The following is a 24,075-nucleotide window of genomic DNA, read 5'->3' as shown; positions in this document are numbered from 1 at the left end:
CTGATTATTTTAAAATAACATTTAAACCAACCGAAAAGGTCCTGGTACGCGGATAAACGCCATGGTCATAACCAGCACCCAGGTCGCTTGTATTTAACTCCGGGTCCAGCCCTTTATATTTAGTAATAGTAGCCAGGTTTTGGCCGGTCAGGGATATACGTAAGGCACTGATGTACTTTACATTAGTTAAATTAACTTTATAACCGAATGTTAGGTTTTGGAATCTGATATATGAGCCGTCTTCCAGCCACTCGTCAGAACCAAATGGCGACGAATGGATGCCTGTTGCCATAGCACTGGTCAGTAAATTTTGCTTGCCTATGTTTTCAAGCATGCTAAAGTCCTGGCTGATGCCGTTATAAATTTTATTGCCACCGGCGCCGCTCCAAACCATTGACATATCAAAGTTTTTGTAGGTAAAAGCAGGTGTAAATCCAAATTCATATTTCGGGAGCGCTTGTCCTTCGTCAACGCGGTATTTACTTTGCGGGGCCTGGTCAACATTGCCACTGGCATCTTCGCCAACCACTGTTTCAACGCCCTGTGCATTAACACCGCTATGTTGCAGGATCAGGAAAGTACCAATTGGCTTGCCAACTACCAGGTATGAATTAGGGGTTGATAATCCAACATAATTTGTCGGGATATTATATCCTTCGATATTGCCGCCGAGGCTCAATACCTTGTTCGACATAAATGAAGCATTGCCTGCAAGGGTTAAAGTGGTATTTTTTGATTGAATAACCTTGTAACTCAGTGTAATTTCCAGGCCACGGTTCTGCAGGCTGCCCACATTTGCAAGGATATTTGTAGTTAAAAACGGTCCTTCAAGCGGCACTGTGTAATTAAATAACAGGTTATCGGTATTTGAAGTATAAACGTCTACACTACCATTCAGCCTGTCATTAAACATTGTAAAGTCTATCCCGGCATTTGCCTGTTTTTTGGTTTCCCATTTTAGGTTAGGGTTGGCATTTTGTGTTGCCGCGTAGTTGGGGATAGTTTGTCCGCCAAAAAATACGGTACCGGCCTGCCCTACCAAAGCGATGGAGTTTTGCGGTCCGATTCCCTGCTGGTTACCGGTAATACCATATCCCACACGTAATTTCAGGTTACTGAAAAGGTGTTGGCTCTTCATAAAATCCTCCTGCGTAATACGCCAGGCTAAAGCCGCTGAAGGGAAATTTCCCCATTTGTTGTTCACCCCGAAAACGGTTGAACCATCGCGCCTTATGCTTGCTGTTAACAGGTATTTGCTGGCAAAACTATAATTCACCCTTCCTAAAAAGGACACCAGTCTCCTGTCATTTTTGTAGGAGGAAATATCGCCTTGCAATACTTTTGAAATATCGCCTAACTGCAGGGCATTGTACGAAGCAATATCGTTAACAAAACCCCTGCCCTGGGCATAACTTCCATTATAAGTTTGCGCCTGCCATTCATATACCAATGTGGCATCAAAGTGATTCTTTTTATCAAAATCGTGCTTGTAACTCAAATTAATGTCCATTAATTTTTCGTCATTGTGCCAGTTACTGATATTGCCTACGCCTTTGTTGTCTATCGCGTATTGGATGGTTGACGAAGTAGGTTCGTAAAAACCGGTATTGCCGTCAACTTTTCTCCAGCTGCCAAATACACCGGCCGACAGGCCTTTATAAATATCCAGGTCGGCCCTTAAACTGCCGAAGAGTTCATTGGAATTTACATCATTTTTTACCGTTTTGGCTACCGCATAAGGGTTGGTATATTGAAATACGTTCGGGTCGCGGTAGTAGCTGCCGTCAGTATCAAATACCGGGTCAGTCGGACGTGCAATATAGGCCTGGCTGATGGTGTTTGAGGTAAAGGCCGCATTTCCCACGCTATTGGGTTCATAAGCAGCTTGATTGATACCGCTGTTAATGTTCATGGTAAGGGTTAGCTTATCATCCAATGCTTTCTGGGTCGCTGTAACCCTGCCGATATAATTTTTATACCCTGTACCAATTACCAAACCGGTTTCGTTGATTGCTGTTAGCGAAGCACGATAATTGAACTCGTTGGAGCCTCCGCCAAATGCCAGGCTATGGTTTTGAGTAACACCATTTTGGGTTAGCAAATTGTACCAGTCGGTATTTGACCCGTGATTTGCCGACGCATCAACACCTAAAGCATTAGCTTCCTGTGTCCAGGATGCGGCATTTAGCAGCTGCAGTTTTTTTGAAATTACGTCAAGCGAAGTATTTTCATTGTACTCAACACTTGTTTTTCCGGCGCTGGTTTTTTTGGTGGTGATGATGATAACACCCGGCGCACCGCGTGAACCATAAATTGCTGTTGCCGAAGCGTCTTTTAAGATATCAACCGAGGCAATTTCACCCGGAGGCACCTGTTGTAACAGGTCCATATTACCCTGGATGCCGTCAACCACAACAAGCGGGTCGTTACCCCCCTGGAGTGATGTAAAGCCCCTGATCCGGATAGAGGGTGCAACGCCGGGCTCGCTGCCTACCTGGTTAATATTAACACCGGCGGCTTTGCCTTGCAGTTGCTGTAAAGGATTGGTGACAGCTCCGGGGTTTAAATCTTTACTGCCGAGGTTTGAAACAGAGCCGGTAAGGTCAGTTTTTTTAACCGTACCATAACCAACAACCACTACTTCAGATAATGCTTTTTGGTTAGGGATCAGTTGGATCGTAAGCGGCTCATTGGCGGTCATGATCTTTTCCATAGTGTCATAACCGATATAGGTAATCGTTACAACAATTGCCGACTGATCGCTGCCCGGTAGTGTAAACTTTCCGTTGAGATCCGTCGTGGTTGATTTGTCGGTACCCTTAATACGAACCGTAGCTCCCGGTAGAGGCTGGGCGGTTTCATCAACCACCTTGCCTGTAAAAGTACTTTTTTGTGCAAATACTGAAAATGCACAAATTAATAACAGTACGGTCAGACCATACTTGAATAAGTAAACTTTTTTCATTTAATATTGAGATTAATATTGGTTTAATTGAACCTGGCTTATCTGGCCAAATCCGAATCAAAGAAAGAGAGCCGGGAGATCAACGGCAATAGCACAATGAGTCAATATAGAAAATAATCGGATGAAAAAAACTTAACAAATTGATTAAAAGCAACTTACAAAGACAAACAAGAAAGGGTAATATAGATTTAAGATTTGGAGGAACAGGGTTAAACCGACTCAATTTCCATTATCCTGTCCTCAAACTCGTCATTCGGAATAAATGATTTGTTCTTGATCCGGTTTTTATAGGAATAAATTGTGTTTACCGAGTACCCCAGCAATTTTGCAATGCGGTCGTTATCATGAATGCCCATCCTGATCAACGCGAAGATCCGGTGCTCTGTGGTGAGCAGCTGCCCTTCGGGCACAGGAATGATCTCTTCCTTTTTGAACAGTGCATTAAACTTATTGATAAAATCGGGGAATAAGCGTAAAAACACCTTATCGAAGGTATGGAAAAGTTGTAGCCGCTCATTTTCAAGATTAAGGTTTTTAACCGTGGCAAGGGCGTCGTCGTAGCGTTTGCTGCTCAGCTTTTTATCGATAGATTTTTGAAAATTTTCCAGCTTTTCAATATAGATGGAGTTGATGTTGAAGTAATAGCCGATATATTCGTTTTTGATCTTGTTGGCGGTGCTCAAATTCCGGTTCAGTTCCTCCAGTGCCCGGTTGTTTTCCTGCAGCGTAATATTGGCGGCTTTGATCAGTTCATCCGCTACCCGCAGTTTTTTTAATTGTTTAAAAATGATCCAGGCAAATACCAATACAAATATTACCAGCAGCGTGATAATAAAAGAGTAGGTATAAAGCAACTTTTTTTGATGCTCTATCTGGCTGATCCATTGGGCTTCGATGATGGGCAGTATACTGCTGATCTTTACCTGCCGCTGCAGTGCCCCGTAAAAGGTGGCATCATCCATCGCCTGCTTGATATAAACGTAGGAATGGTCGATATCGCCGTTTTTAAACAGTATGTCCGCCAGGTTATAAATAGCAACGGTCTCTTTGGTGGCCGACTGGATGTCAGAAATAGCTGCCTCAATTAACAATTCCAGCGACTTACCGTGCTGCCCTTTTATCTCGTAAATATAACTAAGGCAACAGGCGTTAACCGCAAAATCATGCGGCGTTAGATGATGTAATTTCAACAATGATACATAAGTTCCCAGGCCGGCATCGTTTTTTTGCGTTCGAAGCTCCTTTAAACCTTCAAGCTCCAGGTATTCATATCCACCCGGTTTACAGATTCTAAGGCCGCTATCTATGCAACTGATGCCTTTCGGATTGTAAATGGAGGTATAATCACTATTCCGGTCGAAATCTGAAAGATCAAAATAACTACGCGCTTTCAGGAAATAATACTGGATCTTGCTGCTATCAGGAAACAGGGACACATCGATCTGGTTAAGCGTTTCCAGTGTTTCTTTAAACATTCCCGAAGAAATAAACGTAAAGCCCAGGTCCATCTTGGCTTTTGCAATTTTTAATGGGTCATTTAATTGCGTTGCAATCGCCATCAGCTTTTTCGAATAGCTATATGCCGAATCGTAACTGAAGGCCTTGTATTCATCAAAAAGCTTTTGGTAAACCTGGTATTTACCGCCAGCACCAGCAACACCGTTTAATTCATGCTTTATCGCATTGATCCTGCTGAGTTTTTTATTCACGAAATCTTCTTTATGAGCAAGCACCGCATCAAGGCGATTTAACAGGCTATCTTCAGAAGAGACAGCATACGCCCGGCTTAAAGTGCATATTCCTGTCAAAAAGATGAATAACCTGCAAACTGATTTCATTAAAAAAACTTGAATTTAAAGGTATATAAATATTTAAGATTGCGGGATATGTTTAAAGGAATATAGAAAAACAGGTTGCGTTTAAAATTAAAAAAACTCAGGCGCGCCAGTACCTTTATCAGCGTGCTGTTCATATTGATAATTGCAGGTCTATGCTTTTTAATTTACCGTAAATTGAAATATGCCCGAATCAGAGGTATTGCCCTGGATATCACGTGTTATTATTTTCCAATAGTAAGTTGTTTTTGAAACAACGGCTACATTGTTTATAAAACTACCGGTAACGGCGCTTTTTAAAACAGGTGGCATTGCTGTTGTTCCGAAATAAACATCATAATTTACGATCGTTCCCGGATTAACGGAACTACCTGTCCATTTCAGGTTTACTGTGCCGGCGTTTGCTGTTACTAACTGGCCAAAAGTGGGGGAAACAATTTCTGCCGGGAACGGCGCATAGGTAACAACGCCGGGGCCCGCGTTATAAAATTTCCACACATCACTTTGCGCCGTGGTACTTGTTTTTGATGATAGAGAAGTAACCGACCACGAATATGGCGTGTTCCTGAGCAAAGTAAGCGTTAGCTTAGTGGCAGATGTATTTTGCGTGGTAGTAGCTAAAGTCAGCAGATTTTTTAATGTAAGGGCGTAACTATCGGTGTTAGCTGACGCGTTCCAGGTAAAAGTAATACTGCTAGCGGTAGCGGAAATGATGGTTCCCGTTGTACATACTTCATTTTGCGATGGCAAACTAAGCACCGCCGCTGACGGCGCAGCCGGCGCCGGGTTGTTTTTTTTGCCCCCGCACCCTGTCAAAATAAAGATCGCTGAAATTATAACGAGTGCCCTTTTCATTTCTTAATTATCTTAAAAATCTTTTCGGATTTGTCCATGGAGAGGTGCAATGCATAGATGCCATTGCCTAAAGCAGATACATCCAACTGTATTACCCCTGATTGATTATTATATTGTTTTGAATAAACCAGTTTGCCGTCGGTTGTATTATGAATTTCTACCGTTACATTGCCAATGTTTGCATTGCCCAGGTTCAAATTCAAAACATTTTGGAAAGGCACCGGGTAAGGGTTTATCTTGCCCGAAATACTGATTATTCTACTGATAGTACCCTGGCACAGCTTGTCGGTAGTTACCGTCAGCACATTATTGCCTGCTGTAAGCGGTAGCGTGATGGCACTGTTGGTGGTAGTGTATACTACCCCATTCAAATTTATATTATACCTTTCGCCGCCATCTAACACCAGGTTTACGTTGTTAGCCGCTTCATTAACGGTTGAATATAGCGACAAGTCCTTAGGTTCTGATACCACAGCATCAAAACACTGCTGGTAATCGCTGTGCCCGGCAACAGTTATACAAACAGAATAACTACCGGCAGGCAAATTATTAAACGTAAGCGTATCCGTAAATGCCTTAGCCGCGTTGATGCCGTTTCCGGTAATCGTTGCCGTATAATTCAGCAGCTGTACCGCGTTTATATTCACCATGCCGTTATTGCTTCCTTTGCAGGTGGCGCTTGTTACGCTCAGCTTAAAGTTATCTGCAGGTAGTTTAAATGCCGCGTCTACCTTAACACTGTCAGACGTTTCCGTTTCACCATTTAAGGAAATGCTCACCGTATAAGCGCCGGTGGCTGTAGCCGTAAACGTTGGCTTGGTGGCTGACGGAATACTGACGCCTCCTTTTGCCCATTGATAGGTGTAGCCGGTTGAAGGATTGGCGCTAAGCAACACCGACCCTCCCTGTAAAAATGCAAGCGGGCCATTGGCTGTTATGGTGGGTACAGGCACCGTTTTTATTTTATTTTTTAATATGGTTAGCCCGTACGAGTTAGCTGAAGTAGTTGAATAATCATAGGCAACGGCCAGGTCAGGTTTTCCATCGCCGTTTAAATCTCCTAAACTTAAATACGCCGGACCCAATACCGGTGTGAAATCTGTCTTTGCAGCAAAAGCAATTTTGCCGGTCGTGGATTTATTCTGCAATATGGAAATATTGCCGCTGGCCAGGTTGGCCGTTAAAAGTTCAGGTTTTCCATCGCCATTTACATCTCCAATAGTTATGTTCCTGATATCGTCGCCTGCAATAAACTCAGTATGATTTTGGAATGAAATTTTCCCTGGCGATGAAGTATTACGCAATACAGAAATGTTTGCCGTTTTAAAATTATCACTTGTAACAATGTCCGGTTTTCCATCCCCGTCCAGGTCGCCGGTTTTTAATATGGATGAACCTGCAGCCGTAGTAAAATCAACGGCGCCAGCAAATTCAAAACCGCCATTGGCTGATATGTTTCGCAAAACCGTAACCGTATTAAGGCTCGTATTTGACACCACAAGGTCAGGTTTGGCATCCCCGTCAATATCGGTAATACTTAATGGCCCGGCGCCGTTTGTGCCAAAAATAACCGGGTCACCGAACGAAATCTTTCCGGGTACCGAAGTGTTTTTATAAACAAAGGCCCTGTAATCCAGGCTGGCCTGGTTAAACTGGCTGTTCATCGCCACAATGTCAGGCTTCCCATCTCCGTTCAAATCGCCGGCAGCAAGGTACATGGCCGAAAACGGAATTTCCAGCTGGGGCGCAAAGGAAATATTTCCGGGAGAGGAAGTGTTTCTGAATACAGAGAAACTGTAATTTTGTTGCCCGTAATAGGTTACCAGGATATCCAGCTTCCCGTCCCCGTCAAAATCAAGTAATTTTAAGTCATTTGCGTAGCTTAAAAGCAGGTAATCAATTTCGGGTTTAAAGACGAACGTTTTACCGGTATCGGTGGAAATATTGGGCAAAATGGAGATCGTGGGGTTATTACCGGGGCTTTGCGCGTATACTAAATCTGGTTTTCCATCGCCATCCAGGTCGCCTATTGCAGGTGCCGCAGGGGTCCACCCGGTTGAAGGGGACGTGTTTGGTTTAAACACCGAGGTATCAATGATCCCGTTACTTTGAAATGTATTGATGAACGGTACAGCAGATGCTGCCGAAAGCCCATTGGATGTGTTGATTACAGATACAGGGAAATAGGTGGATCCCGTTGGAACCTGGACAGTAAGCTGGGAGGCTGTTGCCGATATCACCTTTGCTTTAGCAGTGCCTAAGTACACAGTGTTTGCAGTTGCGCTGCCATTAAAATTTGAACCGCTGATGGTAATGTTTGAGCCATTTTTGGCCGTATCAGGGCTAAAAGAGGTAATAGCCGGCGGGGCTACGGCCATAACAGCAGGTTGAGGGTTATAATGCAGCGCACCAACCGTACTTGTAGAAAGATCATGGTATACAATATCCGGCTTCCCGTCGCCGTCAACGTCGCAAACATTTATGTATTCAGGCGAATAGAGATTTAAAGTGGTCGTTATCCCTGACAAAAGATCTGTTTTTGAACTAAATGTAATATTGCTTCCGGTTGAGTTATTCAGCAATACCGAAATTACCGCATCAGTAACTACTATATCCGGCTTGCCGTCGCCATCCATATCAGCGATGATTGCCTCTCCTGATGAGGTTCCCGTGGCAATATCCACTTTAGCGGCAAACGATGACGCGCTGATGGTGCCGGTAGTTGAAATGTTACGAAAAACGGATATAACATTGCTTTGGGTATTGTTGGCTTCATGATACCCCACGACCAGATCGGGTTTACCGTCGCCATTAATATCTGTTAATTTTATAAATGCAACCGAACCGCTTGCCGCTGGTATATCAATGGCAGCGGCTAAGATGATATTCCCGTTAACGGAGTTGTTTTGAAGTATGGAAAGCGTGTTATCGGTATTGCCCAATATAACGTCGGGCCTGCCGTCCCCGTCAATATCACCCACGCAAATGGCCTGGTGTTGTTTGCCGGTATCATAAATAATTGACCGGTCGAAGGCGATTTTTCCTCCGGATGAAATATTATGTGTTATTTGCAGCGCGGTGGTACTATAAGTTTCAGGGGATATCACCAAAAGGTCAGGCCTGCCATCGCCGTCTAAATCAGTAGTGTTCAAATCAACCGGATAGCTTGCGCCTCCCACATCAACCAGCGGCCCGAAAGCAATTGTGCCCGGAACGCACTGATTTTGCAGATAGGACACGGTGCCATTGTTTTTATTCAGCACCATCATATCCGGCTTGCCGTCGCCATTTATATCCTCTAAAATAATTGGGCCAGGCGCTCCTTTCGTTATAAAATCGGCATTTGGTGCAAATGAAGATGTGCCGATACTCCCGGACGTCGAAATATTTCTGTACACGGATGCATAAAAATAGCCCTTGTTAAGATTTGCGACCACCATATCAGGCTTGCCGTCGCCATCGACGTCGGAAAAACTTATTCCCGAAACCTGCCCGGAAACAGGCAAGTCGGCTTTAGGATCAAAATCCAGTGAACTGATGGAATGCTTTGAAGCAAATGTTGGAATAAAAGCCGTTGCGGAATAACCGGTGAGTTTTGAATCGGAATTTAAAACTGAAATGGGGCCAAATGACGCACCTGCCGGGACAGTTACGTTTAGCTGCGTTGCCGAAGCGCTGCTTACTTTAGCCTTTACCGGTCCGAAATAAACAATATTGCTGGCTGCGGTTGTATTAAAGTTTTTTCCGGCAATGCTTACTGTGGCACCCACCTGCGCACTGGCAGGGCTGATGCCGGTAATTACAGGGACGAACTGAGGATTGTTATGATAAACGGCCACATAATCGGTAACTACGATCATATCGGGTTTGCCGTCGCCATCAATATCTCCCAAACAAAAAGAATCAAGCAATGCCGGTACCTGTTTTGCGTCCTGTGCCGGCATATCAATTTTCACATCAAAGGACGTTGCATTGATAACGCCGGTAGTGGCCCTGTTGTGAAACATCGATATTGATCCTTCAGAGCCATTAACTGCTAAAATATCAGGTTTGCCATCCCCGTCCATATCTGCAATATTTAACAGGGTTGGCGAATTTGATGTAGCGAAATCGACCTTTGGCGCCAGCGATGATGCTGTAAAATTGCCGCTTTGCGATTTATTTAAGTAAACAGATATAGTTCCGGTTACGGTATTGCTCACCGCAAGGTCGGGCTTACCATCGCCATCCAAATCGCCGATTGCGATGCCAATGGGCGTAACACTTGTTGCGAAATCAACTTTGGCTGCAAACGAGATCGTTCCGGTGGCAGAAATATTACGCAGCAGCGAAATGGTATTGCCGGAAGTACTTAGCAGTATGATGTCAGGTTTTCCGTCACTATCCATATCGCCGACGGTTAGCGCAGTGGCGGAGGTATTGGCAATGATATCAACACTGTTGGCAAAGGAGTTACCGGTGATTACCCCTGGAGTTGACGTATTTTTGAAAACCGTTAGTGTGTTTATTTTTGAGCTATTGGTGGTAAGTGCAACCAGATCGGGCTTGCCATCGCCATCAATGTCAGCAATCGTTAATGAGCTGGGCTGACCTGTTAAAGTGTAATTTACCGCGGCTGCAAAGGAGATGTTGCCGGTTGTTGAAGTATTACGAAATACGCCGAAAACCATCCCGTTATACCCCTCGTAGGAAACGACCAGATCGGGTTTACCATCGCCGTCAAGATCTCCGGCCACAACAGCCACCGGGAATAGCTGACCGACTGAAATATCGATTTTTCCCGCAAAAGAGTTGCTGTCGATCGTCCCTTTTACCGAAGTATTACTGTAAATAGCAATTGAGGAACTATTGGTATTTCCAACCACCAAATCGGGCTTTCCATCCTGGTCAAGGTCAGTAAGAATTGCTGAAGTGGGTATAATGCCGGATGCAAAGCGCACGTAAGGGTCAAATTCAGAAGTAGAGATCTTATGGGCTCCTGCAAACGTAGTAACAAATGGAATTTGAGCATAACCTGTTAACGCCGTTGCTGTATTTAAAGCAGAAATTGGCCTGTAATCCGCGCCACTGGGTACGGTAACAGTAAGCTGGCTTTTTGTAGCTGATGTAACCGTTGCTTTGGCCGCCCCAAAATATACAACGTTGGCGGAAGGAGTAGTGTTAAAGTTATTGCCAACAATTGTTACGGTACTACCCACCGGCCCCGAAGCTGGCGAGAAGGAAGTAATTACAGGCACCTGGGCCAGTGTATTTAAGCCGGAAAAAACGAGAATTAGCAATACAAGTTTAAGACGCATGAATGGTGCAGGTTAGTTCTTAAAATTAAAGATTTTTTTGTCAGGAAAAAGTTTTTTTCGAATTATATAATAATTTATACCGGTTTTGTAAAATCATCCAGGCATCCGCCTCCTTTTACCGATATAACACCGCCGTTTACCGACAATTTTGAACACCTGGCAGTACCGGCCTTTTTTCCACAGCCAATACCGCATAATATTGATGAAAATTAATGACCATGACAAACACAGCAGCATTCTTCGCCAACCCAACAGATTGTATCGACTCAAATACGCTATTCGGTGAGGTTAAAAAAATTATTATCTCCAAAGACTTTAAAGGGGGTAAAATAAATAACGTTTTTGGCAAAACCGAACTGGATTTTACCAACGCCGATATACAGGGCCTGGCTGTTTTGGATATATCTGAAACCTTCGGAGAAACGGTCATCATTGTTCCGGAAGACTGGCGGGTGGAGACTGATCAAACGCTCATCATGGCAACCTTTGAAGATAACCGTCAGGCCGGCGTTCAGAAAATAAACCCCAATAAAGTGCTGATCATTACCGGCTGTTCCATATTTGCCAGCATCAAAATTATACGCAGGCTGTATTGATTTAAAAATAACGTTTTAAATCAATGGATAAAAACTACAAGCGGACAATCATCTGGTTGCCTGCTTGTACAAAGGGCGATTTATTTATCCGCTACATAGCTCAGCATCCATTGTATACCGAATTTATCAGTAAACATGGCGAAATAGGCTCCCCAAAACTGGTGGTCCGGCGGCATCATTACAAAACCGCCTTCAGACAGACCTTCAAATAATTGCTGCGTTTCTTCTTCGCTGCTGGTATCCAGTGTCACCATAAAATTTGTTCCGGCGATAGACTCAGGCCTCCCCTGCGGGATATCCATCCCGGCTAAAACTGCACTACCGACAGGTAAAGCAATATGGAGGATTTTTTCGCCTTCTTCGGCAGACATCGGATTTGGGCTGGGCATATCCTTCAGGCGCTGCAGATGAATAAATTCCCCGCCAAAAACCGACCTGTAAAAGTTAAAGGCTGCTTCCGCCTGGCTATTAAAAGTTAGGGTGATATTTACTGCTTTCATTGTTTACTGGATTGGTCAGGCAAATATAGCATTAGACCCGGGATATAACAGCGTGGTTAAATGCCGTTTTAAGGGGTGTATAAGGACATTGATAATTGTAGCTCGTCTAAAAAAATCTAAAACTTTCGTTAAACCTTTTAATATCAAAGTCGTTTAAGTCGGTAATGAAAAAAACACCCGCTAGCCTCGTCATTCTTCTAATTTTAGCCTTATTTTTCAGCTGCAGTAAACACAGCACACCAACCCCGGTTCAAAAGGATATTAAACTTTATTTTCCGCCGGTTACCGGTACCGACTGGCAAACGGCTACCCCATCATCCCTTGGCTGGGACGACACCGGGTTAAACAACCTTTACCCCTACCTGCAAAGCAAAGGCACAAAGGCCTTTATCATTTTGAAAGACGGAAAAATTATAACGGAAAAATACTTCGGGACGTTTACGGCTGACAGCATTTGGTATTGGGCGTCGGCAGGCAAAACAATGACCGGCTTTTTAGTTGGAATAGCGCAACAGGAAAAATTGCTTGATATCAATGATGCAAGTTCCAAATATTTAGGCACCGGCTGGACCTCGGAGCCACTGGCGAAAGAAAACCTGATCACCATAAAAAATCAACTGACGATGACTACCGGCCTGGATGACGGCGTGGCCGACCCTGATTGCGCGCTACCGGGCTGCCTGGTTTACAAGGCTGACGCCGGAACGCGCTGGGCCTATCACAATGCGGCCTATACCCTATTGGATGGCGTTATTGCCAATGCGACAAAAGTTTCCTTTAATACCTATTTTCAGCAAAAAATAAGGAATGTGATCGGTATGAATGGCACCTGGGTGAAAACGCCAAATTCAAATAATATTTACTACAGCAATGCACGCAGCATGGCCAGGTTTGGCTTGTTGCTATTGAACAAAGGTACCTGGGATCAAACGGTGATATTAAGCGATACCAATTATTTAAAAAGCCAGGTAAATACATCGCAAAATTTAAACCTGAGCTATGGTTATTTAACCTGGCTCAACGGAAAAGCCAGCAGTATGGAACCACAATCGCAGGTGGTATTTCCGCATGATATAATCCCGAACGCACCTGCTGACCTTTTTGCGGCATTGGGTAAAAATGACCAGAAAATTTACGTGGTGCCTTCGCAAAGGCTGGTGATCATCCGCATGGGCAACACAGCCGGAGGAGTTAATTTAGCCGGGTCCGATTTCGACAACGAGCTTTGGGGAAAACTGAAGGCCATCATTAAATTTTAGAGCAGGTGCATACTGTTACCCGCCTGCCTTATCTTGTTTTTTCTCCAGCAAAATTTCATTTGTCCTGGTCATTGCCTTTTCAAAAGTATCGGTAACATTCGCTTTGCCAATATGAAACACGAGACGTGCCTTTCGCAATTCGGTCATCACCTGTTCGCTGGTTACTTCAGATAAAATAAGTTTACTCCCACGCCTTTTTATTTCTTCGTGCACTTCGCGCAAAACGCGGATTCCGGTCGCATCAATTACCGGAACGTGGCGCATCCGGATAATGAGCACCGGCGCGGGATATTCAATTACCCGCATGGTGTCCTTAAATTTGTAGGCCGCCCCGAAAAACATAGGGCCGTTTATTTCAAACACGTCAACGCCTTCAGGCAACCCGTCTGGCACGGAAAGTTCGTCGGCGCTATCTTCTGAAGAAACACCGGCATGCTCCACCGAACTGGCCTTCGTCATTTTGCGCATAAACAGGAAAGCCGCCAGGATCATCCCTATTTCAATAGCCACGGTGAGGTCGATAAAAACAGTTAATGTAAAGGTGGTGAGTAAAACCGCCGCATCGCTTTTTGATCCTTTCAAAACAAATAAAAAGCTTTTGGCTTCGCTCATGTTCCAGGCTACAATCACCAGGATACCGGCGAGCGTTGCCATAGGAATCAGGGCAGCCAGCTTACCGATAAACAAAAGGATTAACAACAGTGTAACAGCGTGGATAATACCGGCAACAGGTGTACGGCCCCCGTTTTTGATATTGGTGGCTGTACGCGCAATGGCCCCGGTTGCCGGAATGCCGCCGAAGATGGAAGAACAAATATTGGCGAAGCCCTGGGCAATTAATTCGGTATTGGAACGGTGGTTACCGCCGATCATGCCATCAGCAACTACCGCCGATAACAAGGACTCGATACTGCCCAGCATGGCGATGGTAAATGCCGGCCGGATAAGCTGCTGAAACGTGGCAAAGCTTACGGTTGGGATCACCGGCGAAGGCAAGGATGACGATATCGCCCCAAAGCGGCTGCCGATAGTCTCGACGTGCAAATGGAAAAAATAAACAGCCAGGGTGGTAACTATTATTGCAATTAATGAGCCCGGCACCTTATGGGTAACCCGCGGCCATAAAAAATAATAAGCAGGGTTAAGGCGCCAATGCCGAGCGAATAAAAATTCACCAGGTTAAAATGCTGCCCGTAAGCCAGCCATTTACTGATGAAATCAGCAGGTACATTTGCCATTTTTAACCCGAAAAAATCTTTGATCTGCGAGGAGAAGATGATCACTGCGATGCCCGTAGTGAAGCCTACGATTAAAGGGTAGGGGATAAATTTGATCACATTGCCCAACCTGGCCAGGCCCATTATAATGAGCAAAATACCCGCGATAAATGTGGCGATCACCAGGCCGTTTACGCCAAATTTCTCTACAATACCATAAACTACAACGATGAATGCGCCTGTAGGTCCACCTATCTGTACGCGGCTGCCGCCCATGGCCGAAACGATAAATCCGGCAATAATAGCTGTGAACAATCCTTTTTCAGGCGATACGCCTGAGGCGATAGCAAATGCTATCGCCAGGGGCAGGGCCACAATACCTACGATCATGCCCGCTATGGCATCTTTGTAAAATTGCGCTTTGGTATAATTTTTAAGGGTATCAATCAGTTTTGGTCGGAATATAGTCTTCATCTCTTTATCTTTTAATCCACATTCTCAGCAAAGTATCGTAGGAAGTATTGACCAGGCAGTAATCAAGGGGTATAACGTCATCAAAACAATGAAAAGTAACCAGGCGCGTTCCGGATGGCTTTTCGGCTAATTTCTTATAAAGGTACTGCGTATAATAGCTATACAAACTAAAAGAAGTGGCTATTGTATCGTCAATGCTATTATCGGGATCGATATTTTCATAAAATGAGTTATAAAAATAAAAATGATCAAACTGGTTGAAATCCAGCTGGGTGATATTCGCATTCATAAAACTCACATTGTCCAACGCGGTATATTGTCTCGCCTCTTCAGCAAAATAAACCAGCTCCTCTCTTTGCTCCACCCCATGGAAAGTAGTTTCGGGATAATGGTAACCCGCAGTAAGGCAAAACTTGCCGATCCCGCTGCCAATATCCAAAACCCTTGCTCCTGGTTCGGCTAAAAACTCGGCAGCTTTGCGGGCAACGGCTATGGGTGTCCACTGTTTAAGTGATATTAATTGAAAATGTTCCGGGTACATCCAGTCAAACGCGGCATCATTTTGAAAAAGCGCAGCGTTGGTATCTTTCTCGTCAGATACCAGGGTTAGTTTCCTGTTTAATTGCTCATCCGGCCGCGGCGGGAAATCAGTATATGGGTAAATTTTGGTCACCTGCAAATTTATCACCTGTTCAGGCCCGGTGATATGGTATCACATCATCACAAAAACTGATATTTATCAGCTTTTAATTATATATATCTTTGCATATGAGCTTATCAGGAATATTCCCGATCGAACGATGGAACTTTACCACACAATCTATCCTGAATGTGCTGTCGGACGAGGACTTTAATTACCTGGTGAGCCACCAAAGCGACCAGGAATATCATAAAGGCGAAGTGATCTTCAGGGAAGGCACTGTTCCGGCGGGGATCTTTATCGTAAAAAAAGGAAAAGTTAAAAAATACAAAACGGACCGCGGCGGTAAGGAACAGATCATTTATGTGGCTAACGAAGGGGAACTGATAGGTTACCATGCAGTATTGTCGGGCGAGCGGTACCCCGATTCGGCGGCTGCCCTTGAAACGTCTCTGCTTAGTTTTATACCTGCAGAAGATTTTATGGAGGTACTGAACCGTTCACCTAATTTTACCCACCGTTTGCTGAAAGCGCTGAGCCACGAGTTTACTGTGCTCACTAACAGTATATCCGTATTTGCGCAGCGGACTGCCACCGAAAGGCTGGCCATTGCGCTGATCGTATTGCGCGAAAAATTTAAGGATGTGAACAGCGGGAACAAAGACACCGACCTTAATATTTCCCGCGCCGACCTGGCCAATATGGCCGGCATAGCCCAGGAAAACGTGATCCGGCTGTTAAAAGAATTTAAAGATGAAGGCATCCTCAGTACCGAGGGCCGCAAAATCAGGATCCTCGATATCCAGTCGCTGGTTAAAAAATCAAATTACAGGTAGATTTACATAAAAACCGCAAAGCGGACCGCCTTTCGGCAGCCCGCTTTTACGGTTTGTTTTTATTTGAAGGTAGTAATTCAGGCAAGTGTTTATTTGGAAAGATCAACCCGCGAGATAAGAACTTTATCACCCCGTTCAGTCTCGCTGAAAAACAAGCTGTAATTATCAATGGTTGTTGCATTGATGTTTGGATACAGGTAGAACTTCCTCCTTTCGCTTTCGCCCAGTGTATTAAAATCTGAAAGCTGGTTATTCACCATATCAATTGATCCATATTCAATGCTGTAAAGCGGCGACCATGTTGTAGTAATCGTATTTGAAAATCCGCCGAAGGTTGTGTGGGATTCTTTATGAATGGATTTTGCCATGCGCATCATCCAGTACAGGTTTTTACCATCTCCGGATTCCTGCATAAAGCTTCGCGAAGCAATATTATCTGAAGTAAGCGGCGCATTATTAAAAAAGCCCGAAGTTTTGCTCTGGTCTAAAAACACACCGTAATTGCGCCTTAATTCGCCGGTAGGTGAAAACTGGAACATATAAACGCCCTTATAGCTGCGTTTGCCTTTTACTTTTTTAAAGTCCTGCCCGTTTACAAATATGTCGCCAGAACGCGAAAAGGAGATCCCATTGATGACAAAGCTTTTCCCATCGAATTCAACGTATTTTTTCTGGTTTACCGGCTTTTCCTTTTTCTGGTCAAACTCATCAACGGCGGGCGAGCTTAGGAAATCAAATTTACCGTTGCTGATCTTGCCGATCTGGAAGTTGGTATATTTCAGGTCATCAAGTATCACATCAATTTTCGACTGGGTGATACCAAAATCGGCAGTTCCGCCGATCATGGAGATACCGCTTTTAAGCGCTGCAAAACCACCCGAACCTGAACTTGATTCTTCCTGTTCCTTATCATCTGCCGAAGTAGTGGGCACCAGGGTGGTTTTATAGATCTGGTTGATGTATTTGCCCTCATTTTTATTGTTTGCAGAACCATACATAAAAACAGAACCGCCATGATCATAGGCGCCCAAAATACGCCATCCGTTTGACGGGGATTGAAAATTAAAGCGCTCCAGCACTTCGCCCTTCGTATTCAACCGCACGTAAGTATAATTGGTTGGTTTCGGGTCAGAAACGCTGCCCAGACCCGAACCGCCCTGGGGCGCAAATACCAACACCCAATCGCGCGGGTTATCGTCGTTATCCAGCTCTGCATCGTCATCTTCCAGTGGGGCCGAGTAAATTGGCGCATTGGCATATTCAAAATCCAGGGTACCAAGGGTTTTTATATTTACATCATTGTCGCAACTTAAGATCTGGTAATGCATCATGGAGCCAGCCAGGTCGTTTTTCTTTTCCTGTTTTCCGGCAACTATTAAAACGGTACTGTCTGATTTTACTTCGTATGATCCTCCACGGAAAATATATTGCTCGCTATTGTCTGACACAGGCTTAACTTTTTCCAGCTGTTTAACAGATTTACTGTAGCTGCCGGTAAGCCACAGGTATTTCCAGGTGATCTCCTTTTTGCGGAACACCAGTTTTTGGGTGAGGTTAGCCGAAGCGGTTAAGCTATGCGTTACCCGGGTATCGCCTTTAAAATTAAACCATTTGTATTTGTGCCGCATTTTTTCAACCTCCTCTTCGTCTTTTACGGTATTGATGAGGTTGAGCTCTTTATCAAAGGTATAGATCTCACGTTTGATCTTCCGGTCGCTTGACCGTAAAACATATATCATATCAAAAGTACCTTTAGCCTGATCCACTTCTATCCCACCCAAAAAACCATTTTTAGCTTTACGTGAGATGTCGTAGCTTTTTTCCAGAACGGGTAATTGCGCAAAGGCTTGCGTTGCAAAAAGGATTGACAGGGTGACAATGCCCGGAAATAATTTTTTAATATTCATAATTATTGCTTGTTTATTTTGGTGATGGAGATATGTCCTTCGGTGATGGTTTTTGATGCAGGGTCGGTGTAGGGGTATTGCTTTGCTACAAAGTTGAAATCTGCTTCCACCTTTTTTCCGATGGTATCACATACGGTTACATTCAATGCGCCTGATTGGGAATCATAGCTTAAAACGGGCGAAGCCATGTAGGTTAAAAAGGCGCCTGAACCCAGCGTGGTACCGGCTGTTTTATTACCTGTTTTTGGGTCGAAATGAAATTCCAGCACTTCCTGGCCACCTTTGTAGGCATAAATATCCATTTGCCGGCCGCTTGCATTGGTATACAGCATTGCGGACGCTGAATCGATCTTTACTGCTGTGCCGTCGATCTTAAATGTTGAAGCGGTGCCCGTTACCTGTACAACAGGTTTTTGAACTGTTTTTTTACACGCAAAAGCGGTGAAACCTATAAAAAGGCATAGTACGATTTTTTTGAGTGGTGGTTTGGTTGAATTGCTCATGATTTAGTTGTTTAAGCAGCAAGTGGTTAGCTGCAAGCTGCTTAACAAAGCACGGTAATAAATCATGACGCGTAAATACCGAGCAATCGGCATATTTAACTACGTACAATTACCCGGAAAAGGTTGGCGAAGTTGGATTAAGTTGTTCCAGTTGACATGTTATCACCCCCTGTAACTTAATCAACCGCTTAACTTAATCAACTCAAAAATATCAGATGATCTTGCGCTCGTAGGCGTATTTGAGCAGGCCAACAACAGTTTGTGTATTGGTTTTGTGAAGGATATTTTTGCGATGGGTTTCAACCGTACGTTCGCTAATAAAAAGCGTTTCGGCAATGTCTTTGGTGGTCATATCCTTTTCAATCATGCGGATGATCTCGATTTCCCTGTCGGTTAGTTTCAATTCCTCCTGGTTGCGTTTGAAGGATTTCATCAGCTGCAGGGTGATCTCCTGGCCGAAATAGTTCTGGCCCTCTGCAATTTTAGTGAGGGCTTCTATCAGTTCCTTCTTCCCTGAGTTTTTAAGGATATAGCCCGAGATGCCGGCATCTATCATTTCGGCAATTACCTGGCTCTCGCCAAACATTGAAAGGGCCAGTATTTTGATCTCGGGGAAACGGCTTTTTACGATGCGGCTTAATTCAACACCGCTCATGCCGGGCATGCCCACATCGGTTATTAATATATCAACAGCAGCGGTTCTCAGCATTTCAATTGCTTCGGTGGGGTGCGTACATTCGCCGGCTACTATAAATTCAGGCCGGCCATCCAGCATCAGGTTAATGCCGTCGATCACCATCTGGTGGTCGTCCACTATAAAAATGCGTTTAGGGCCGTTTTCCATAATCGTTATATAAGCGGGATAAATATTGCTACTAATGTTCCTTTGCCCGGCGCTGAGGATATATCCACGGTCCCTTTAAGATATCCAACGCGGCTGATGATGTTTTTTAAGCCGATACCTGAAAATTTAGCAGGATCGCTGCTGTTAAAACCTTTGCCGTTATCTTCGATAGAGACAGTGATCTCCTGTTGGTCGCAAAGTAAAAGAATATCCAGCGAGCTTGCTGCTGCGTGTTTAATGACGTTGTTTACCGACTCCTGGATCACCCGGTATAAAACAGTTTCGGTAGTACTGTCAAGTGGCGTGTCAATACCTTTGGTCTCCAGGGATATTTTTAATTTTTCAGTCGGGATCTTATTGATAAAGTCGCGCAGCGCCGAAACCAGCCCGCTTTTGATCAGTGCGTTTGGCATCATCTGGTGTGCTATGGATCGTACCTCGGCGCAACTTTCATCCACCATAGCCATTGTTTTTTCAGCAAGAAGTCCGGCATCTGGTTTTTTTACCAAAAAACGTTCAACCAATATCTCCATGTTCATTTTTACCGCGGTAAATAACTGGCCCACACCGTCGTGCAGTTCGGCAGCTATCCGTTTACGCTCCCGTTCCTCGGCTTCAATAATGCCTTTTGATGCCAGTGTTTGCTGGCGCATCACTTCTGCCTGCAGTTGGGCCGCATGTTTGATGCGGTAACGCGAGTAAAAAAGGTAAGCCAGCACCAGTGCCAAAGCGAAGGCAGCAATAATAATAGTTATGGTAGCATTCCGCTTGCCGATCTCTAACTGCTGAATGGTGTTTTGCTTGTTGAGCAGTTTGATTTGTTCCTGCTTTTTTTCGGTTTCATATTTGGTTTCCAGTTCTTCAATAGTTTTAACCCGCTTTTCGTCCTGGATTTTTTTATTCAGTTCCACATATTTATTTTGGGCGGTTAAAGCCGCCCGGTAGTTGCCCTGCTGCTGGTATGTTTTGGACAGCATGCTATAGGCGTACATTTCGAGGTCTAAAAAATTTAATTGGTGTGCCCTGTCAATCGCGTCCAAAAAATATGTAGCGGCATCGGGTAATTTGTTTTCTTTTAAATAGATCTCGCCTAAATTTTCTATCGCCATTGCTTCCCCGGTTTTATCGCCTATACCGGCACGCAGGTCCCTCGCCGAATTCATCAATTGTAAAGCCTTTGAATAATTGCCTTTGTCGGACTGCGCCGACGATAAATAATCCAGGCAATAGGACATCCCTACTTTATCGTTAACTTTTTTGTATAAAATAAAGCTGGCGTTAAAAGCATCAATGGCGCTGTCTGTTTTTCCTTCATCATAAAACATCAACCCCCGGTTATTTAAGGCGGTAGCTTGCTTAGTTTGATTTTTGATGGCTATTGCAAAGTCTATCGCTTTTTTACTTACCTCGTCTGCCGCGTTGAATTTTTTTAGTTTGACGTAGAAGACGCACATGTCTGCATACAGATCCGTTAACCCACTGGTATCCTTTGCAGACTGATAAGCCCGCTCGGAAGTAAAATACCAACGTAACGATTCATCAAAGTTGCCTCCCAGGTAATTGGCCATACCGAGTAAGTAGGCGCTTTGGCCTGCCAGTTTTTCGTTCTTTTCGGCACGGGCCTTTTTAAAAGCCGGCTCAGCAAACGCTATTACCTTTAGATAATTGAGTGTTTTATAATGCAGCGCGGAATCGATCAGCTGTTTTGCGCCCTGTCCATACCCGGCAAAACGCATCGCAATGGTAAAAAGAAGAAGAAGGGTGAATTTCCTCATAAAAGATTTATGAATGAATATATAAAAAATATGAGGTGATGCGATATTAATAAGATAAAATAATTAAATATCTGCGTTTAATAAAGCTCATAACCGGTTCCGTGGCATTTGTAACATGGCGTAGACACAGAAACGAGGTGCGTGTTTGCCGGGCCCGACCAATCTTCAACATGCCTTTGAACGCCCGAGCCAAAACATACCGAACAGGCAATTTTTACCGGACCGGACGGTGCTGCCTTTTGGGGCTGATCACCACGCAGATCAGCGCCCGGCGGAATTACCGGCGCGACAGGAATTACTGCAACGCCATTTACATAAGGTATGCTAAAGCCGTTGGGCGATGTTATTGTTCCATTATATTCCATTCCCCGGCTATCGTAATTGCCCCTGTAAACCGCGCCGGTAAAATAGCGATATACGCCGCTTACCTTTTCGTTATCGTGAAAATTACCCTCAAATTTATCTCCGTTGGCAAATTCGAATTTCCCCTGGCCGTCAAAGTGCCTATTTTTAAAATATCCGGTATATTTTCCGCCCGAATCAAACTGAAAAGTGCCATAGCCGGTAATGCAATCGCCGCTGATGCAGCGGATATTCTGCGTAACAAGCCGATTATAGTCCTCGGGCGCAACCCGCTCAAGTTGCGAAACGATCTTTTTACCTGCCTGATAGCTTGCATTTTCGCGGGAGCCATCTTTGTTGATGATCACCCCTTCGCCCTCTTCCAACCCATTTACAAACGGCCCCATGTAGGTATAATCATCGTATTTCATTACACCTTTACCCTCGGGCTTGCCGTTTTTAAATTCACCGGTGTACACGCACCAGCCATAATTATAAGTGCCGGTGCCGGTGGTGCAGTTACCCGACGTACATTGCGCGTACAAACGGGTAGCAGACATCACCAGGATTATTGCAATTACAGTTTTCATTTATTTGATATTACCAGCAAGTTGTTTGGCTTTTTGGTCATCAGCATCGGCCAATGCATTGTTCCCTTTATCGCGGTACATTGAGGCACGCAGCATGTACAAAAGATAATAATCGGGATTTATCACAAGGCCTTTGGCTATCACCTGTAAGGCCTCGTCGTATTTATCCAGGTTGTATTGTGCCGTTGCCAGTAATAGAAAGCTATCCGGCGATTTTGCGTCCAGGGCCATCGCTTTTTGGGCGTCGGCTAATGCTTCGGTGTATTTATTTAGATACAGGTAAAGCCTGCACCTGATCCAGAAGTACTCTTGGGCGTTAGGTATAATTTCAATTGCCCTATTAATGAAAGGTAAACCTTTGTCGTATTGCTTTGCGTACATATAGGCACCAGCCAGGTGGTAGTAAGAGACCGCAAGGTCAGGCGCCAGGGCGATTGCAGCGTTCAGGTCGGCAACAGCTTTATCGGTTTGCTTCAAGTCGGTATACAATACTCCGCGAAATTCCAGCGCCTCGAAATATTTAGGGGACAGTTCCAGGGATTTATTACAATCGCCCAATGCGGCATCTAAATTCTTTGAATGAAAGTAAACCAGGGCCCTGTAATAATAAGCAGTCGCGTTATCATCCCTTATGGAAATATATTTATCCAGGTCTTTTAAAGCCTGGGGGTAACGGCCGATATCATCCAGGTCCTTGCCCCGGCCCAGGTAAGCATCAGGGAAATCGGGGTTAGCGGCAAGGCTTTGGCTAAAATAGGTTAAAGCCTGCTGCCTGTCGCCTAAAACATTATACGCCGAGCCTTTCACAAACAGCATCATAAAATCAGGCTGATGGGTTTTTAAATAATCATCCACCATGGTTAAGGCTTCCTGCGCTTTGTTGATGCGGATAGCGGCCTTTGCCTTTACCACCATAAAATTTGGCGCGCCGCCGGTAAGTTTAAAGCCCTTATCCGCCACCGTATAAGCATCCTGGTAATTGGTATTCATCAGGTACAGGTTGCCCAGCGCGTTCATACTATACAGGCTTTGCGGGTTTTCTACCAATGCTTTTTTAAAGGAGGTAATGGCCTCATCCATTTTCCCTTGTTTGTAAAGGTCGGTGCCGGCCTGTTCTAATGGGCTGAGAGTGGGCTGACAGAAAGTGATGCCCGCAGCAAGCAACAAAACCAATGTTGTGATGAGCTTTTTCATTAATATAATTTCTTTAAATAATCACAGTAATAAGTTTGATAAATCATAGTTGATGCCGGTGATATATACATTTTCATGTAAGTGTAGGATGAGGTTTTTGTGCGAACTATCCTGATCCCGTATTTTTTCCCGGCATCGTCCATACACGAAAGCTGAACAACCTTATCGTATTGGCCGTCAGCAAATTCGTCGCCGATGGTCAATATCCTTAGTTTTAATACTACCTGGGTATCAACAGATATAGTGAATAACGAATCCTTTGCGTTTACCTGGATCATCCCGGATACATGCTGTTCCGGGCCGTCCTTATCTCCATTAAAATCCAGTGATTTTTGGGTTTGCATATAGGACGTAAAGTGAATGGGCTTAAACGCTTTTTGTGCAAAAGCTGTAAAAAGCAGTCCGCAAAGTATGATGGTGCTAAATAATTTTTTCATGGTTATAGT

The 24,075-nt window shown here is 44.4% G+C and carries 17 protein-coding genes and 1 pseudogene; 3 read left to right on the top strand and 15 right to left on the bottom strand.

The features are described from left to right. Nucleotides 1–4 precede the first annotated feature (4 nt). From MgSA37_RS03000 to MgSA37_RS02985, 4 genes are all read right to left on the bottom strand, one after another. Nucleotides 5–2,965: a SusC/RagA family TonB-linked outer membrane protein gene (locus MgSA37_RS03000; protein ID WP_096349781.1), complete on the bottom strand. Its 2,961-nt coding sequence runs from the start codon at nucleotides 2,963–2,965 to the stop codon at nucleotides 5–7. Between the two features lie 209 nt (nucleotides 2,966–3,174). Continuing rightward, entirely contained in the window at nucleotides 3,175–4,803 is a 1,629-nt protein-coding gene (locus tag MgSA37_RS02995) for a DUF6377 domain-containing protein (RefSeq protein WP_096349780.1), read from the bottom strand. 159 nt (nucleotides 4,804–4,962) lie between these two features. Then, complete coding sequence (locus tag MgSA37_RS02990) at nucleotides 4,963–5,655, bottom strand: hypothetical protein (RefSeq protein WP_096349779.1); 693 nt, start codon at nucleotides 5,653–5,655, stop codon at nucleotides 4,963–4,965. Next, nucleotides 5,652–10,952, bottom strand: a complete 5,301-nt coding sequence (locus tag MgSA37_RS02985; protein WP_096349778.1) for an FG-GAP-like repeat-containing protein — start codon at nucleotides 10,950–10,952, stop codon at nucleotides 5,652–5,654. The genes MgSA37_RS02990 and MgSA37_RS02985 overlap by 4 nt, the downstream gene beginning before the upstream one ends. 218 nt (nucleotides 10,953–11,170) lie before the next feature. On the opposite strand from MgSA37_RS02985, the gene MgSA37_RS02980 reads away from it, so the two are divergent. After that, nucleotides 11,171–11,548 (top strand): LiaF domain-containing protein, encoded by a 378-nt coding sequence (locus MgSA37_RS02980; protein WP_157750400.1) that lies wholly within the window; start codon nucleotides 11,171–11,173, stop codon nucleotides 11,546–11,548. An 80-nt stretch (nucleotides 11,549–11,628) separates the two neighbouring features. Here the strand turns inward: MgSA37_RS02980 and MgSA37_RS02975 are convergent, their stop codons facing one another. Next, a complete protein-coding gene (locus MgSA37_RS02975) occupies nucleotides 11,629–12,048 on the bottom strand; it encodes a VOC family protein (RefSeq protein WP_096349776.1) in 420 nt (139 codons plus the stop codon). Nucleotides 12,049–12,212: 164 nt separating this feature from the next. Between MgSA37_RS02975 and MgSA37_RS02970 the strand changes: the two genes are divergently transcribed. Further along, complete coding sequence (locus MgSA37_RS02970; RefSeq protein WP_096349775.1) at nucleotides 12,213–13,307, top strand: serine hydrolase domain-containing protein; 1,095 nt, start codon at nucleotides 12,213–12,215, stop codon at nucleotides 13,305–13,307. Between the two features lie 15 nt (nucleotides 13,308–13,322). Here MgSA37_RS02970 and MgSA37_RS29650 read toward each other — a convergent pair whose 3' ends face one another. The 3 genes and pseudogenes from MgSA37_RS29650 to MgSA37_RS02960 all read right to left on the bottom strand — a co-directional run bounded on the left by MgSA37_RS29650 (nucleotide 13,323) and on the right by MgSA37_RS02960 (nucleotide 15,671). Continuing rightward, on the bottom strand, nucleotides 13,323–13,649 hold the full coding sequence (locus MgSA37_RS29650; protein WP_232010867.1) for an STAS domain-containing protein: 327 nt from the start codon (nucleotides 13,647–13,649) through the stop codon (nucleotides 13,323–13,325). A gap of 261 nt (nucleotides 13,650–13,910) precedes the next feature. Then, nucleotides 13,911–14,914: pseudogene (locus MgSA37_RS29645) on the bottom strand (SulP family inorganic anion transporter); the annotation flags it as partial. An 88-nt stretch (nucleotides 14,915–15,002) separates the two neighbouring features. Beyond that, nucleotides 15,003–15,671 (bottom strand): class I SAM-dependent methyltransferase, encoded by a 669-nt coding sequence (locus MgSA37_RS02960; protein ID WP_157750399.1) that lies wholly within the window; start codon nucleotides 15,669–15,671, stop codon nucleotides 15,003–15,005. A gap of 95 nt (nucleotides 15,672–15,766) precedes the next feature. Between MgSA37_RS02960 and MgSA37_RS02955 the strand changes: the two genes are divergently transcribed. Continuing rightward, nucleotides 15,767–16,474, top strand: a complete 708-nt coding sequence (locus MgSA37_RS02955; RefSeq protein WP_096349773.1) for a Crp/Fnr family transcriptional regulator — start codon at nucleotides 15,767–15,769, stop codon at nucleotides 16,472–16,474. An 89-nt stretch (nucleotides 16,475–16,563) separates the two neighbouring features. On the opposite strand, the gene MgSA37_RS02950 is transcribed toward MgSA37_RS02955, so the two are convergent. The 7 genes from MgSA37_RS02950 to MgSA37_RS02920 all read right to left on the bottom strand — a co-directional run bounded on the left by MgSA37_RS02950 (nucleotide 16,564) and on the right by MgSA37_RS02920 (nucleotide 24,066). After that, entirely contained in the window at nucleotides 16,564–18,381 is a 1,818-nt protein-coding gene (locus MgSA37_RS02950; protein WP_096349772.1) for an ABC transporter ATP-binding protein, read from the bottom strand. Nucleotides 18,382–18,383: 2 nt separating this feature from the next. Continuing rightward, nucleotides 18,384–18,884 (bottom strand): hypothetical protein, encoded by a 501-nt coding sequence (locus MgSA37_RS02945; protein WP_096349771.1) that lies wholly within the window; start codon nucleotides 18,882–18,884, stop codon nucleotides 18,384–18,386. Between the two features lie 211 nt (nucleotides 18,885–19,095). Then, nucleotides 19,096–19,728, bottom strand: coding sequence for a response regulator (locus MgSA37_RS02940; protein WP_096349770.1), 633 nt, complete (start codon nucleotides 19,726–19,728; stop codon nucleotides 19,096–19,098). Nucleotides 19,729–19,733: 5 nt separating this feature from the next. After that, nucleotides 19,734–21,503, bottom strand: a complete 1,770-nt coding sequence (locus MgSA37_RS02935) for a tetratricopeptide repeat-containing sensor histidine kinase (protein WP_096349769.1) — start codon at nucleotides 21,501–21,503, stop codon at nucleotides 19,734–19,736. 77 nt (nucleotides 21,504–21,580) lie between these two features. After that, a complete protein-coding gene (locus MgSA37_RS02930; protein WP_096349768.1) occupies nucleotides 21,581–22,435 on the bottom strand; it encodes an MORN repeat-containing protein in 855 nt (284 codons plus the stop codon). Beyond that, complete coding sequence (locus tag MgSA37_RS02925) at nucleotides 22,436–23,629, bottom strand: tetratricopeptide repeat protein (RefSeq protein WP_096349767.1); 1,194 nt, start codon at nucleotides 23,627–23,629, stop codon at nucleotides 22,436–22,438. After that, entirely contained in the window at nucleotides 23,629–24,066 is a 438-nt protein-coding gene (locus MgSA37_RS02920) for a hypothetical protein (protein ID WP_096349766.1), read from the bottom strand. Before MgSA37_RS02920 ends, MgSA37_RS02925 begins: the two co-directional genes overlap by 1 nt. Nucleotides 24,067–24,075: the final 9 nt, after the last annotated feature.

The sequence above is a fragment of the Mucilaginibacter gotjawali genome (genome assembly GCF_002355435.1).
Lineage (GTDB): Bacteria > Bacteroidota > Bacteroidia > Sphingobacteriales > Sphingobacteriaceae > Mucilaginibacter > Mucilaginibacter gotjawali.
The sequence above is the reverse complement of the archived record's forward strand: the minus strand, read 5'-3'. Positions and strand labels throughout refer to the sequence as shown.